Here is a 14,329-nt window from a genome sequence, read left to right on the forward strand (position 1 = left end):
GCAGTGCGGCCCGGGCAGCGCCGGGCTGGGCGACGCGGCTCGAGCAGCGCCCGTGCGGACCGAGCCCAGCGCTCCGCCCGGCGGGCGGGTGCTACCGGGTCCCGGCCGGGGCGCTGCGGCGCCGCAGTGCGGCGTAGCCCAGGATGAGCAGTCCGGCCGCGGCCAGGCCGACGCCCACCCAGGCAGGGGAGCGGTAGCCCCAGCCGGCGGAGATGACCACTCCGCCGAGGAACGCGCCCACGGCGTTGGCCAGGTTGAACGCCGCGTGGTTCATCGCGGCGGTCAGGGACGGGGCGTCCTTGGCCTCGCGCAGCAGGCGCACCTGGAGCGAGGTCGTGAAGATCGAGCCCATGATGCCGATCCACAGCGCGCCCAGGACGGCAGCCACGGGGACGTGGACGAACAGCGCGAAGAACGCCAGGGCCACGCCGGACACGGCGCCGGCGCCGAGGGCGGTGCGCTCGATCGAGCGGTCGATGAGCGGACCGGCCAGCAGCGAGCCCACGGTCATGCCCACGCCGAACACGGCCAGCACCCACGGCACGGTGCCGATGTCGAGGCCGGTGAGCTCGGTCAGGGTCGGGGAGATGTAGGTGTAGACCGCGAACATGCCGCCGAAGCCGATCGCCCCGGCGAGCAGCGTCAGGGCCACCTGGGGCCGGGCCAGGGCGCGGATCTCCTGGGCGGCCGAGGCCATGCCCTCGTTGCGGGTGCGCGGCACCCACAGGGCCAGGGCGACGATGGTCAGGGCGCCCAGGAGCACCACCAGGAGATAGGCGGAGCGCCAGCCGAGAGCCCCGCCCAGGGCCGCGGCGAAGGGCACGCCCACGATGTTCGCGATGGTGAGCCCCAGCATCACCCGGGCCACGGCCGTGCCGCGCCGCTCGCGGGCCACCAGGGAGGAGGCCACCACCGCGGCGACCCCGAAGTAGGCGCCGTGGGGCAGGCCGGCGAGGAACCGGGCCACGTAGAGCCACTCGAGGGAGGGCGCGGCGGCGGAGAGCCCATTGCCCACCACGAACGTGAGCATCAGCGCCAGCAGCAGGGTCTTGCGCTCCACCCGGGCGGCGAGGGACGTGATGAGCGGCGCCCCGACCACCACGCCCAGGGCGTAGAGGGAGATGGACTGGCCGACGGCAGGGATCGAGGCGCCGAAGTCCTCGGCGATGAACGGCAGCAGGCCCATCGAGGCGAACTCGGTGGTGCCGACCCCGAAGCCGCCCATCGCCAGGGCGAAGATGGCGAGGCGGGTGCCGGCGGGACCGGGGGCGTTGACCACCTGGAGCAGGGCGGTGCGGGGTGCGGACACGGCGGGTCCTTCCGGGGAGGGCGCAGGGACGGGGAACGAGCACGTCGTCGAGCCCGAAGGAAAGGGGAGGGACAGCTTTCGATGCTACGCGCGTTCGCCCCGGTCTCCCATGCCTCCCGGTGTGATCTTCATCAGCCCGCCCGGCAGGCGCGTGCTCAGCGGAAGGCGGAGTGCCCGGTCAGCTGCTGGCCCAGGATGAGGGTGTGCACCTCGTCGGTGCCCTCGTAGGTGCGCACGGACTCCAGATTGTTGGCGTGGCGCAGCGGCGAGTGCTCGAGGGTGACCCCGTTGCCGCCGAGCATCGTGCGCGCCTCCCGGCACACCTCGATCGCGATCCGGCAGTTGTTGAGCTTGCCCACCGAGATCATGTGGTTCTCCAGGCGGCCCTCGTCCTTGAGCCGCCCGATGCGCAGCGCCAGCAGCTGGCCCTTCTGGATCTCCAGGGCCATGTTCACCAGCTTCGCCTGCGAGAGCTGGTAGGCGGCGAGCGGCTTGTCGAACTGGATGCGCTGCTGCGAGTAGGCCAGTGCGGCGTCGAAGCTGTCGCGGGCCGCGCCCAGGGCGCCCCAGACGATCCCGTAGCGGGCCTCGTTGAGGCACGAGAACGGTCCTCGCAGACCGGGATTGTCGGGCAGGATCGCGTCGGCGGGCAGCCGGACGTCCTCGAGGGCGATGTCGCACTGGATGGAGGCGCGCATGGACAGCTTCGGCTCGATCGGCGTGGCGGTGAACCCGGGGGTGTCCGTGGGCACGAGGAAGCCGCGGACGCGCTCCTGCCCGCTCTCGTCGACGGCCTTGGCCCAGATCACGGCCACGTGGGCGATCGAGGCGAGCCCGATCCAGCGCTTGGCGCCGTTGAGGACCCACTCGCCGCCCTCGCGCACCGCGGTGGTCGCCATGGTCGAGGGGTCCGAGCCGGCGGTGGGCTCGGTGAGGCCGAAGCACCCGATGATCTCGCCGGCGGCCATGCCGGGCAGCCAGCGCTGCTTCTGCTCCTCGGAGCCGTGCTTGGCGATCGCGGACATCGCCAGCGAGCCCTGCACGGAGACGAACGTGCGCAGGCCGGAGTCCCCGGCCTCGAGCTCCTGCATCGCGATGCCGTACTGCACCGCGGACTTCCCGGCGCACCCGTAGCCCTGGATGTGCATGCCGAGCAGTCCGAGCTGCGCCATCTCCGGGACGATCTCCTGCGGGAAGACGGCGTCGGCGAACCACCCGGCGATGTTCGGCCGGATCCGCCGGTCCACGAACTCGCGGACGGTGTCCCGGGTCTCGAGCTCCTCGGCGCTGAGGTCTGCTTCGACGTCGAGCAGGTCGGTCGCGGCGGCGTTCATGGGTCCTCCTGGGGATCGGGGTGCGCGGATGCCTCTGACGAGGATGACGCATGCGTGACCTGGGCAACACCGTTCGCCACATATTTGAGCTTTAGGTATCACTGAACTGCACATTAGGTATTTGAAGTTTCACAGTGGGTCGTGGGAATGTGATCTGCACGACATCCATCCACCCCTCGGAGGACTCCTGTGACCCGATCGTCCCCCCGTGCCGTCGACGTCCCGCCCCGGGTGCGCATCGAGCGCACCGGTGCCGTGGCCGTGCTGACGCTCGACGACGAACGACGCCGCAACGTGCTCGGCCCCGAGCTGCGCACCCGGCTGCGGGCCGCCCTGGCGGAGCTCGCCGCGGACCCCGGGATCGGCGCCCTGGTGCTCACCGGCGCGGGAGGCTGCTTCAGCGGCGGCGGCGACCTCGCCTCCATGCCGCCCGCCGGTCCGGTCGAGTCCGCCGCCCGGATGGCCGAGGTGGCCGGGCTCGTGCAGGAGCTCGCGCAGCTGGAGAAGCCGGTCGTGGCCGCGGTGACCGGGCCCGCCGCCGGCGTGGCCGTCGGCCTGGTGTGCTGCTGCGACGTGGTGGTGGCCGGCGAGAGCGCCCGGTTCCTGTTCCCGTTCACCCGCCTGGGCCTGGCCCCGGACGGCGGGCTGGTGCACTCCCTGGTCCAGCGCACGGGTGCGGCCCGCGCCCGGCGGATCCTGCTGGAGGCCGCCCCGGTGGACGCCGCCACCGCCCTGGACGCGGGGCTGGCCGACCACGTGCTGCCGGACCCGGACGTGCTCGGCGCCGCGGTCGCCCGCGCCGCGGAGCTCGCCGGCCGGGCCCCGCTCGCCGTCGCCGCCGTGAAGCGGGGGATCCGCGAGGCCTCCGGCTCTCTCGGCGAGGCCCTGGACTTCGAGCGGGACCACCAGCCCGCGCTCTTCGGCACCGCCGACTTCCTGGAGGGCAAGCAGTCGTTCTTCGAGAAGCGGGTCCCCTCCTTCTCCGGGCGCTGAGCGCCCCCACCGCACGTCGAAAGGTCATCATGAGGACAACGAAGTCACGGCTCGCCGCTCTGGGCGCCGTCGCGGTGCTGGGGCTGACCGGCTGCGCGAGCGCCGAGGGGGACGAGCCGGTGGGCCCCAACGGCCTGCCGCAGCAGCTGGTGTGGTCCACCTACAACGTGGGCACCGGCACCTACAACGACCTCGCCGCCATCGCGAACACCCTCACCAACGAGGAGGGCGTGCAGGTGCGGCTGATGACGGCCGACACCGGCATCGGCCGGCTGGCGCCCCTCGTGAACGGCACCGTGGACTACTCGCGGGCCGGGGACGAGTACTACTACGCCTTCGAGGGCGACTACGAGTACGCCAGCGAGGAGTGGGGCCCCCAGGACATCCGCATGGTGTGGGCGCCGCTGGGCAACTACGGCCTGCTGGTGCGCGAGGACAGCGGCATCGACTCCTTCGCGGACCTCGAGGGCAAGCGGTTCCCCGAGCTGACCGCCAACACGTCCATCAACAACAAGATGGAGGGCTTCCTCAACTACGGCGGCCTGACCGGGGAGGACGTCCAGAAGGTCCCCATCTCCTACGGCGAGCAGATCGCCGGTCTCGAGGCGGGCCAGATCGACGCCCTGTACCAGAACGTGGTCGGCTCCAACATCGACGAGCTCGCGTCCTCCACGGACGTCAAGTGGCTGGGCTTCGACGACCCGGACCCGGCCCGCTACGAGACCTGGGAGGAGCTCATGCCCATGGTGTCGGTCGGCGAGGTCACGAACGCCGCCGGGATGGACGAGGGCGAGAGCGCCCGCGTCCTCGAGTACACGATCCCGCTGACCACGATGGGCTCCCGCGACGCGGACGAGGTCTACCACCTCGTGAAGTCGATGGTCGAGAACTACGAGCACTACGAGGGCACCACCCCGGACACGAAGCAGTTCGCCTTCGACGCCGTGCTCAAGGAGCCGCTGGTGGTCCCCTTCCACGAGGGCACCGTCCGCTACTTCGAGGAGCGCGGCGTGTGGACCGAGGAGCTGGAGCGGAAGAACGACGAGCTGATCGAGCGCGGCGAGCGGATGCGCGAGGCCTGGCCCGGCGTCGTCGAGTCCTCCTCCTCCGCGGAGGAGCTCGAGCAGAACTGGACGGACTGGAAGACCGACGAGCTGGACGGCGAGGAGACCGACGATGCGAACTGAGACCCGGGTGACACCGTTCTGGCGGACGGTGGTGATCGTGCTGACCGTCCTGGGCGTGCTGCTGGCCATGAACCAGGTCTTCTTCTGGAACGTGGGCGGGCTGTCCCTGCTGACCAACTCCTACCTGTACCTCATCCTGGCGGTGTTCCTGCCGGTCGTGTTCATCGTCAACCCCCTGCGCAGGATCCCGCTCGCCCAGCAGGTGGAGGCCCAGCAGGAGCACGGATCCGGCGGCAGCACCGCCCCGGTCCGCGAGCGCCGGGTCCAGTGGTTCGACGTCCTGCTCATGGTCGTCGCGGCGGCCGTGTGCGGCTATTTCGCGGTCAACGGGACGCGGATCAAGGACTTCGGCTGGGAGTACATGGCGCCCACCACCGCCACGGTCGCCGCGTTCGTGCTGTGGCTCGTGGTGCTCGAGGCCCTGCGCCGCACCGGCGGGCTGACGGTGACGGTCATCGCGCTGCTCTTCTCCCTGTACCCGCTGGTCGCCGAGAACCTGCCGATCGGCGTCCTGCAGGGCGTCACCTACGACCTGCCGACCCTGGCGCAGGTGCACATCATGGGCGCCGAGGGCGTGCTGGGCCTGCCCATCCAGACCGCGGCGACCATCCTGATCGGCTTCCTGGTCTTCGGGGTGGCCCTGCAGCACACCGGCGGCGCGGACTTCTTCCACAACCTCTCCATGTCGATCTTCGGCCGGTACCGCGGCGGCGCGGCGAAGGTGTCCGTGGCCAGCAGCGCCGCGATGGGCATGATGAGCGGCAGCGCCGTCTCCAACGTCCTGACCACCGGGCCCATGACCATCCCGGCCATGAAGCGCTCCGGGTTCAGCCCCACCTACGCGGGCGGCATCGAGGCCACGGCGTCCTCCGGCGGGTCCATCACCCCGCCGATCATGGGCACCGCGGCGTTCCTCATGGTCTCCTTCGTGGGCGTGCCCTACACGGAGATCCTGGTGGCCGCGACCATCCCCGCGGTCCTCTACTTCCTCGGCATCTACCTGCAGGTGGACGGCTACGCCGCCCGCAAGGGGCTCAAGGGCGTGCCCGTGGCCCAGCTGCCCCGGGCCCTCGCCACGCTCGTCCGGGGCTGGCCCTACGTCCTGGCCCTGGCCCTGCTGACCGGGCTGCTGTTCCTCACGAACTCCGAGACCCAGGTGCCGTACTGGGTGATCCTGGTGCTGCTGGTCGTGGCCGTGCTGCGCCCGGGCCAGAAGTTCGGGCTGCGGGAGTTCGCCGACTTCCTCGTGGAGTCCGGCCGGACGCTGGGCAACATCATCGGCATCATCGCCGGCGTGGGCCTGATCGTCGGCGGTCTCACCGCCACGGGCGTGAGCCTGTCCCTGGCCCGCGAGCTGGTCTCGCTGGTCGGTGACAACGTGGTCCTCATCCTCATCGCCGGCGCCGTCACCTGCTTCATCCTCGGCATGGGCATGACGATCTCCGCGGCCTACGTGTTCCTGGCGATCGTCATGGTCCCGGCGGTCATCGACCTCGGGGTCAACCCGCTCGCGGCGCACCTGTTCGTCATCTACTGGGCGTCCGTCTCCTACATCACCCCGCCGGTGGGTCTCGCCGCCTTCGCCGCGGCGGGCCTGGCCAAGGCTCCCGCCATGGCCACCAGCGTGGCGGCCATGAAGCTCGGCGCGGTGAAGTACATCGTCCCGTTCGGCTTCGCCCTCAACCCCGCGCTGGTCGCCCAGGACTCGCCCGGCCGGATCCTGCTGGCCTTCGCCCTGAGCATCGTGGGCGTCTACGCCCTGGCCTCCGCCATCGAGGGCTGGACGGTCGGCTTCGACCGCCGGATGCCCGTCCTGTTCCGGGTCGCGGCCGCGGTCGGCGGGTTCCTGCTGTTCCTGCCCACGCCGCTCAGCGCCGTCGCCGGCCTGGTCCTCGTGGCCGGGAGCGTGCTGCTGACCTTCCTCACCGTGCGGACCGGACCCACGGACGACGACGCCGCTCCCGCCCCGGCCCCTGCGCCCGCCACCGCCACCGTCTGACCGGAAGGACCCGCCATGACCGACACCACCACGGACACCACCACGGACACCACCACCACGCCCGGCAACAGCACGAGCACCGCCCTCGACACCGGGACCGGCACCGTCACGGCCGAGCTCAGGGGCAGGGTCGCCGTCGTCACCGTGAACCGCCCCGAGGTGCGCAACGCCCTGAACGTCGGGGTGCTGGACGGGATCGAGGCGGCGCTCGACGCGCTGGAGCGGCGCGAGGACGCCGGCGCCGTCGTCTTCACCGGCGCGGGGGAGAAGGCCTTCGTGGCCGGGGCGGACATCTCCCAGCTGGTCGGCTACACGCTGCGGGACGGCCTGCGGGCCCGGATGCAGCGCCTCTGGGACCGGATCCAGGACCTCGAGCTGCCCACGATCGCCGCGGTCAACGGCTTCGCGCTGGGCGGGGGCAACGAGCTGGCGATGTCCTGCGACATCCGCGTGGCGGCCGCCGGCGCCCGGTTCGGACTGCCCGAGACCAACCTCGGCATCCTGCCCGGCGCCGGCGGCACCCAGCGGCTGTCCCGGCTCGTCGGGCTCGGCCGGGCCCAGGAGATGATCCTCACCGGCCGGATCATCGACGCGGAGGAGGCCCTGCGCATCGGCCTGGTGACCAGCGTGGTCCCGGCGGACGAGCTGATGGACGCGGCGCTCGCCACCGCGGACTCGATCCTCGCCAAGGGCCCCCTGGCGGTGCGGCTGGCCAAGCTCGTGGTGCGCAACGGCGCCGAGACGGACCAGCGCACCGGGCTGCTGCTCGAGCGGCTGGCCCAGTCCCTGCTCTACGCCTCCGACGAGAAGGCCGAGGGTGCGAGCGCCTTCCTGGAGAAGCGCCCAGCCCGCTTCCGCGACGACGACTGACCACCGGCCCCAGCCCCGAACCCCGCGGCCCCACCGACGAGCCCCACCACAACCTCCGAGGAGCAGACATGAACCCCCAGCCGAGCATCGACGCCGTCCGAGACGTCCTGGTCGTGGGATCCGGTGCCATGGGCACCCAGATCGGGGCGGTCTTCGCCCTCGCCGGCTACACCGTCACCACCAGCGACCTCGACCCCGCCGCCCTCGAACGGTCCCGGGACGAGGTGCACCGCCGCCTCGGCCGGCTCGCCGAGAAGGGCAGCCGGAGCCGGGCGGATGTCGACGCCGCCCTCGCCCGGATGGCGTACACCACCGACTCCCTCGAGGCGGCCCGCAGCACCGACTTCGTGCTCGAGGCCGCCGTGGAGCGCCTCGACATCAAGCGGCAGCTGTTCGCGGACCTGGACGAGGCCGCCCCCGAGCACGCGATCCTCGCGACCAACTCCTCGACCATCCCCTCGTCCCTGCTCACGGACGCGACCGGCCGCCCGGACCGGGTGTGCAACATGCACTTCTTCAACCCGGCGCTGGTCATGGCCTGCGTCGAGGTGGTGCGCAACCCGCAGACCTCCGACGCCACCGCGGAGACCACCACGGAGCTCGCCCGCCGGCTCGGCAAGCAGCCCGTGCGGCTCCACCACGAGGTCCCCGGCTTCGTGGCCAACCGCCTCCTCGGGGCCCTGCGGGACGAGGCGCTGCGCCTCGAGGCCGACGGCGTGGCGAGCTTCGAGGACATCGACGTGGCCGCGCGGACGGCCCTGGGCCACCCCATGGGGCCGTTCGAGCTCATGGACCTGGTCGGCATCGACGTGGCCTACCTGATCCGGCTGGCCCAGCACGAGCAGAGCGGGGACCCCGACGACCTCCCGCACCCCTCCGTGGAGAAGCTCTACGAGCAGGGCCGGTACGGCCGCAAGACCGGCCGCGGCTGGTACGAGTACGCCGGCTGAGCCCGGACGAGACGCGACGACGAAAAGAGAGAACATGAGCCAGTTCGAGGACGCCCACGCCCTGCAGGAGATCTTCGGCCGCCCCGGCACGGGCCCGCTCGCCGGGGTGGTGGTGGCGGATCTCAGCCGCGTGCTCGCCGGCCCCTACTGCACCATGCTGCTGGCGGACATGGGCGCGACCGTCATCAAGATCGAGAGCACCGCCGGGGACGACGCCCGCGCATGGGTCCCGCCCCACCGGGACGGCGAGAGCACGTTCTTCCTCTCGGTCAACCGCAACAAGCACTCCATCGCCCTGGACTTCTCGGACCCCGAGCAGCTCGCGGTCGTGGAGCGGATCATCGCCCGGGCGGACATCCTGGTGGAGAACTTCAAGCCCGGCGGCCTGGTGCGCTACGGCCTCGACTACGAGAGCGTCAGCGCCTGGCGCCCGGACCTCGTCTACGCCTCGATCACCGGCTTCGGCACCGCCGGCGGCGCCGACCTGCCCGGCTACGACCTCCTGGCCCAGGCCCTCTCCGGGATGATGAGCCTCACCGGCAGCCAGCACGGCGAGCCGTACCGGGCCGGCGTGGCCCTCTTCGACGTCATCACGGGCCTGCACGCCTCCACCGGCATCCTGGGCGCGTTCCACGAGCGGCAGTCCTCCGGGACGGGCCAGCACGTGGAGCTGAACCTGCTGAGCTCGGCGCTGTCCGGGCTGGTCAACCAGTCCGCCGCCTACGTTGCCGGCGGCAGCGTCCCCACCCGGATGGGCAACGAGCACCCGAGCCTCTACCCCTACGAGCCCTTCCCCACCCGGGACAAGGACATGGTCATCGCGGTGGGCAACAACGGGCAGTTCGCGCGGCTGTGCCGGTGCCTCGGCGCGCCCGAGCTCGCCGAGGACGAGCGGTTCGCCACGGTGTCCGCGCGCAACGCCAACCGGGTGGAGCTGCGCCGGCTGATGATCGAGCGGCTCGCCGCCCGGGACGCCGAGGACTGGTTCGAGCTGCTCAAGGCGGTCAAGGTGCCCTGTGCCCCGATCCTGGGGGTGGACGAGGGCGTCCGGTTCGCGGAGGACCTCGGCCTGGACCCGGTGGTGCTGGCCGGGGCGGGGGGCCGGGAGGTCCCCACGGTCCGCCACCCGGTCGACTTCAGCCGCACCCCGGTCGACTACACGCAGGCCCCGCCGCTGCTCGACGCCGACCGGGACCGCGTCCTGGCGTGGCTCGAGCGCGGGGAGCCCGCGGTCCGGCAGGCGTCGTGAGCGCCGTGCACACCACCGTGCTGCCCGTGCGCTGGTCCGACCAGGACCTGAACCGGCACGTCAACAACGCCCGCGTGGTCACCCTGATCGAGGAGGCGCGGCTCTCGGCGGTCGCCTCCTGGCTGGGGGAGGACGGCGTCCCGGACCCCGCCCGGCCGCGCGTGGTGGTCTCCCTGGCGCTCGACTACCTGCGCTCCATCGACCACGGCCCCGAGCTCACGGCACGCGTCTGGGTCTGCCGCCTCGGCCGGTCGTCCTACACGGTGGCCTACGAGCTGGTCCAGCACGGGCAGGTCGCGGTCCGCGCCCGGACGGTGCTCGTGCAGAAGGACCCGGCCACGGGCCGCTCCACCCCGCTGCCGGCGTCGGTGCGGGCCGCCCTGGAGGGCGTCGTCGTCCCGGAGCCGGAGCCGGAGCCGGACTCCGTGACCGTGCGTGCATGACCGCGTTCCGGAGGGGCCGGCCCGCCCTGCGGGCGCGGCGGATCGCCTATCCGGCGCTGCTGGCCACCACGGCGATGGGCACGATGTCCTCGAACGTGATCAACGCGCCGCTGTACGTCATCCAGACGGACCTCGGCATGACGGCCCAGCAGTCGGTGCTGGCCGTGAGCGCCTTCACGGTGGCCATGGCCACCGCCGTCCCGCTCGCCGGCTGGCTCGGCGACCGGCTCGGGGTCAAGACCTTCCTGATCTCGGCGCTGGGCGTCATGGTCCTCGCGGAGCTCACGGCGGCCGCGGCGACCGGCATGGAGTCGCTCGTGCTCGCCCGGATGGTGCAGGGCGCGGCGTGCAGCGCGATCCCGCCCTGCGTGCAGGCGGCCCTGGTCACCACCTGGCCGGAGCGGACCGCGCAGACCATGGGCGCCTGGGCCTCCGCCATCGGCGTGGGCCAGGCCGTGGGCCCGCCCTTCGGCGGCGTCCTCACCGAGGCGCTGAGCTGGCGCTGGGTCTTCGTGGTGCACGCCGGGCTGGTGCTCGTGCTGATGGTCCTCCTGGTGGCGTTCATGCCCCGGATCGGGCGGCGGCGCCCGCCGATGCACGTGGCCGCGATGGTCTGGCTCGTCCTCGGCGGCGGCTCGACGGCCGCGGCCGTGGTGCTGGCCGGGCAGTCCGGCCCCTGGTCCTGGGCGGCGGCGAGCGCGGTCTGCGCGGTGCTCGGCTGGTGGCTGTTCGCCCACCTCTGCCGGCGCCGGGCCCGGCGGGCCGCGTCCGGGGCGACGGCCCCGCGGCCCCTGCTGGACCCGGCCCTGCTGCGGGACCCCGCCTACCTCACGGCCGCGGCCGGAGCGGGGCTGGCGATGGGGTCCATGGCGGTGGCCATCGTGGCCGTGCCCCTGTTCCTCGCCTCGGACCTGGACCTGGGCCCGGCCCGGATCGGCGCCGTGGTCTTCACCCTGGCGCTCGCCATGACGGCGGCGGGACCCGTCGCGGCGCGGGTGGGCCGCCGGCACGGCAGCGGCGTCCAGCTCGGCCGTGGGGTCCTGATCCTCGTGGTCGCCGCCCCGGTGGTCACGCTGGCCATGGTCTCGTCCGGTCTGGGCGTGGCCCGCTGGGTGATCGTGTCCCTGGTGGTCCTGGGGCTCGTGCTCGCCGGGACCGGCATCGCCTTTGCCCAGAGCGCGGCGGCCACGGAGCTCCTGCTCTCGCCCGCCGGGGGCTCCGGGACCGCGATCGGCATCCACAACATGGTCCGCTTCCTCGCGATGGCCGTGGGCTACTCCGGGGTCTCCCTGGCGTGGGCCACCGGCGCCTCGCTCCTCGTCTTCCCCGCGGTCGCCCTGACCGCGCTGGGACTGCTCGCGATCCTGCGGGCCACCCGCCGGGAACGCCCGGCGGCACCGACCACTCCGACCACCGCGGGTCCTGGGACCCGCCGACGAAAGGACCGACCATGACCACCATCTCCAGCGCCCCCTCGACCGAGGCCCCGGCCGCCGTCCGCGCGGGCGCCGCGACCTCCGACTACTTCCGGCTGGACGACGACCTGACGCCCGAGGAGATCGCGATCCGGGACCGGGTCCGCGAGTTCGCCCAGCAGCGCGTGCTGCCCGTGATCAACGACTACTGGGAGCGCGCCGAGTTCCCCTGGGAGCTGGTGCCCGGCCTGGCGGAGCTGGGCATCATCGGCACCACCATCCAGGGCTACGGCTGCCCGGGGATGTCCCGCAAGGCCGCCGGGATGGTGGCCCGGGAGATGGCGAGGGCCGACGGCAGCATCAACACGTTCCTGGGCGTGCACGGCAACCTGTGCATGGGGGCGCTGAACATGCTGGGGTCCGAGGAGCAGAAGCAGCGCTGGCTGCCGGCGATGGCGCGGCTGGAGAAGACCGGGGCCTTCGCCCTCACGGAGCCGGAGCACGGCTCGGACTCGGTGGCCCTGGAGACCTCCGCTCGCCGCGAGGGCGAGGAGTGGGTGATCGACGGGCACAAGCGCTGGATCGGCAACGGGGACGCGGCCGACGTCGTCGTCCTGTTCGCCCGCAACACCGAGGACGGGAAGGTCAACGCGTTCGTCGTGGAGAAGGACGACGACGGGAACCACCCGGCCGGGTACCGGCCCGAGGTGATCACCGGCAAGGTCGGCAAGCGCGCGATCCAGCAGGCCGACATCGTGCTCGAGGGCCTGCGGGTCCCGGCGGGCAATCGCCTCGAGAACTGCCGGTCCTTCAAGGACGTCTCCCGGGTGCTGCAGGCCACCCGCGGCGGCGCCGCGTGGGAGGCGGTCGGCCACGGCATGGCGGCCTTCGAGATCGCCGCCGACTACGCCGCGACACGGCAGCAGTTCGGCCGGGCCATCGGCGGCTACCAGCTGGTCCAGTCGCGGCTGGCCAACATGCTCAGCGAGCTCACCACCATGCAGCTGCTCTGCGACCGCATGGCCGAGCTCGCCGACCGCGGTCAGCTGTCCAACGCGCAGGCCTCGATGGTGAAGATGGCCACGGCGCAGAAGGGCAAGTGGATCTGCAACGAGGCCCGGGACCTCCTGGCCGGCAACGGGCTGCTGCTCGAGAACCACGTCGTCCGGCACATGACGGACATGGAGGTGGTCTCCACCTACGAGGGCACCGACTCCATCCAGGCGCTGCTCGTGGGCCGGGACATCACCGGCATCTCGGCCTTCAGCTGAGCATCCCCCCCTCGGCGAGGGGGCGGGGGTCACGGAGTGCCGGGCGCCGGGGCGGGCAGCGGGCCCCCGGGCGCGGGGAACACCGTCTCGGAGATCTCGATGACGGACTGCAGCGCCGGGTTGGCGTCCCCGCGGCGCCACAGGAGGCGGACCTCGACCGGCTTCTGCTCCTGCGTCAGCGGCTTGTAGACCACGCCCCGGGACGGCACGTTGTCCCGGACGCTGGAGAGGATGAGGGAGATGCCCATCCCGGCGCCCACGAGGACCACGAGCGTCCAGGAGTCCGGGGCCACCTGGACGATGCGCGGGACGAACCCCGCGTTCATCGCCAGGGTGTTGAGCCGGTTGGGCAGCGTGGCCCCCGCCCCGCCGGGCAGCACGATCCACGCCTCCCCGGCGAGGTCCTCGACGTCGACCGTCTCGCGGTCGGCCAGCGGGTGGCTCTCCGGGAGGGCGATGAGCAGCTCCTCGAGCGCGACCAGCCGGGAGCTGATCTCCGCGGGCAGGAAGTCCCACCGGCCGATCACGATGTCGAGGGAGTCGTCCAGGACCTTCTCCAGGCCCAGGTAGGAGAACTGCGAGCTGTAGAGCTCCAGGCTGATCCCGGGGCGACGGCGCCGGACCTGGCGCGCCAGTTCGCCCACCGCCTGGTTCACCGAGGCCCCGGCGAAGCCGAGCCGCACCCGCCCGGTCTCGCCCGCCTGGGACTTGCGGACCACGTCCTTCATGCGCTGCGCGAGCATCACCAGCTCCCGGGCCGGCTCGAGCAGGGCCTCGCCCTGCGGCGTCAGGGTCACGTGGCGGGTGTTGCGCTCGAACAGGGTGGCGCCCAGCTCGGACTCCAGCTGCCGGATCAGGCGGCTGAGGGGCGGCTGCGCCATGTGCAGGCGCTTTGCCGCGCGGCCGAAGTGCAGCTCCTCCGCGACGGCGAGGAACGCCAGGGCCTTGTGGACTTCCATCCGGCCAGACTAGGTCGTGCCCGAGGGGCAGCACGGGAGTGCCGGCGTCGCAATTGTCATTTGTGGGGCTTGCCCGCCCGTCCGTGGCATGCTTCGTCTCGTTATGAGGATCGTCATGCTCCGGAAACACGACGTGCCCGATGCAGTAACACGCACTTCCTACCGTCGGAGCTGAACCGCTCGCCCCGCCCCCAAGGAGCAGCCCATGACCGAGCACGCCGGACCAGGACCCGCGCCCGTGGTGCCGCACGCCCGGCGGCCGGTCCTCCGGGTGGTCGGCGGCACCGCTGCCGCCCCCGCCCGCCCCGAGCCCCTCCGCGCCGAGCCGGACCCCGAGGACGCCGCCCGGG

12 protein-coding genes are annotated in these 14,329 nt (G+C 72.5%); 9 read left to right on the plus strand and 3 right to left on the minus strand.

The window, feature by feature from the left end; all coding sequences use genetic code 11:
- Positions 1-91 precede the first annotated feature (91 nt).
- Together CRM73_RS14595 and CRM73_RS14600 are read right to left on the minus strand one after the other, a co-directional pair.
- A complete protein-coding gene (locus tag CRM73_RS14595) occupies positions 92-1,309 on the minus strand; it encodes an MFS transporter (protein WP_095650651.1) in 1,218 nt (405 codons plus the stop codon).
- 155 nt (positions 1,310-1,464) lie between these two features.
- Positions 1,465-2,643: an acyl-CoA dehydrogenase family protein gene (locus CRM73_RS14600; RefSeq protein WP_017831811.1), complete on the minus strand. Its 1,179-nt coding sequence runs from the start codon at positions 2,641-2,643 to the stop codon at positions 1,465-1,467.
- A gap of 189 nt (positions 2,644-2,832) precedes the next feature.
- Here CRM73_RS14600 and CRM73_RS14605 point away from each other — a divergent pair, with 189 nt between their 5' ends.
- The 9 genes from CRM73_RS14605 (at position 2,833) to CRM73_RS14645 (ending at position 13,020) form a co-directional block, all read left to right on the plus strand.
- Positions 2,833-3,636, plus strand: a complete 804-nt coding sequence (locus tag CRM73_RS14605) for an enoyl-CoA hydratase/isomerase family protein (RefSeq protein ID WP_095650652.1) — start codon at positions 2,833-2,835, stop codon at positions 3,634-3,636.
- Between the two features lie 29 nt (positions 3,637-3,665).
- Positions 3,666-4,823 carry a TAXI family TRAP transporter solute-binding subunit gene (locus CRM73_RS14610; protein WP_031282157.1) on the plus strand — a complete coding sequence of 386 codons (1,158 nt, stop codon included), beginning with the start codon at positions 3,666-3,668 and terminating at the stop codon, positions 4,821-4,823.
- Positions 4,813-6,822, plus strand: coding sequence for a TRAP transporter permease (locus CRM73_RS14615; protein WP_229588225.1), 2,010 nt, complete (start codon positions 4,813-4,815; stop codon positions 6,820-6,822). Before CRM73_RS14610 ends, CRM73_RS14615 begins: the two co-directional genes overlap by 11 nt.
- Before the next feature lie 15 nt (positions 6,823-6,837).
- Positions 6,838-7,692 carry an enoyl-CoA hydratase/isomerase family protein gene (locus CRM73_RS14620; RefSeq protein WP_017831815.1) on the plus strand — a complete coding sequence of 285 codons (855 nt, stop codon included), beginning with the start codon at positions 6,838-6,840 and terminating at the stop codon, positions 7,690-7,692.
- Between the two features lie 68 nt (positions 7,693-7,760).
- Complete coding sequence (locus tag CRM73_RS14625; RefSeq protein WP_017831816.1) at positions 7,761-8,642, plus strand: 3-hydroxyacyl-CoA dehydrogenase family protein; 882 nt, start codon at positions 7,761-7,763, stop codon at positions 8,640-8,642.
- A 34-nt stretch (positions 8,643-8,676) separates the two neighbouring features.
- Complete coding sequence (locus CRM73_RS14630) at positions 8,677-9,891, plus strand: CoA transferase (protein ID WP_229588227.1); 1,215 nt, start codon at positions 8,677-8,679, stop codon at positions 9,889-9,891.
- Positions 9,888-10,334 (plus strand): thioesterase family protein, encoded by a 447-nt coding sequence (locus CRM73_RS14635; protein WP_115163233.1) that lies wholly within the window; start codon positions 9,888-9,890, stop codon positions 10,332-10,334. The genes CRM73_RS14630 and CRM73_RS14635 overlap by 4 nt, the downstream gene beginning before the upstream one ends.
- Positions 10,331-11,788 (plus strand): MFS transporter, encoded by a 1,458-nt coding sequence (locus tag CRM73_RS14640; protein WP_144836618.1) that lies wholly within the window; start codon positions 10,331-10,333, stop codon positions 11,786-11,788. The genes CRM73_RS14635 and CRM73_RS14640 overlap by 4 nt, the downstream gene beginning before the upstream one ends.
- Positions 11,785-13,020 (plus strand): acyl-CoA dehydrogenase family protein, encoded by a 1,236-nt coding sequence (locus CRM73_RS14645; RefSeq protein ID WP_208746236.1) that lies wholly within the window; start codon positions 11,785-11,787, stop codon positions 13,018-13,020. The genes CRM73_RS14640 and CRM73_RS14645 overlap by 4 nt, the downstream gene beginning before the upstream one ends.
- 29 nt (positions 13,021-13,049) lie before the next feature.
- On the opposite strand, the gene CRM73_RS14650 is transcribed toward CRM73_RS14645, so the two are convergent.
- On the minus strand, positions 13,050-13,979 hold the full coding sequence (locus CRM73_RS14650; RefSeq protein WP_109222145.1) for a LysR substrate-binding domain-containing protein: 930 nt from the start codon (positions 13,977-13,979) through the stop codon (positions 13,050-13,052).
- Positions 13,980-14,329 lie beyond the last annotated feature (350 nt).

The sequence above is a fragment of the Kocuria sp. CCUG 69068 genome (assembly GCF_020833785.1).
GTDB lineage: Bacteria > Actinomycetota > Actinomycetes > Actinomycetales > Micrococcaceae > Kocuria > Kocuria rosea.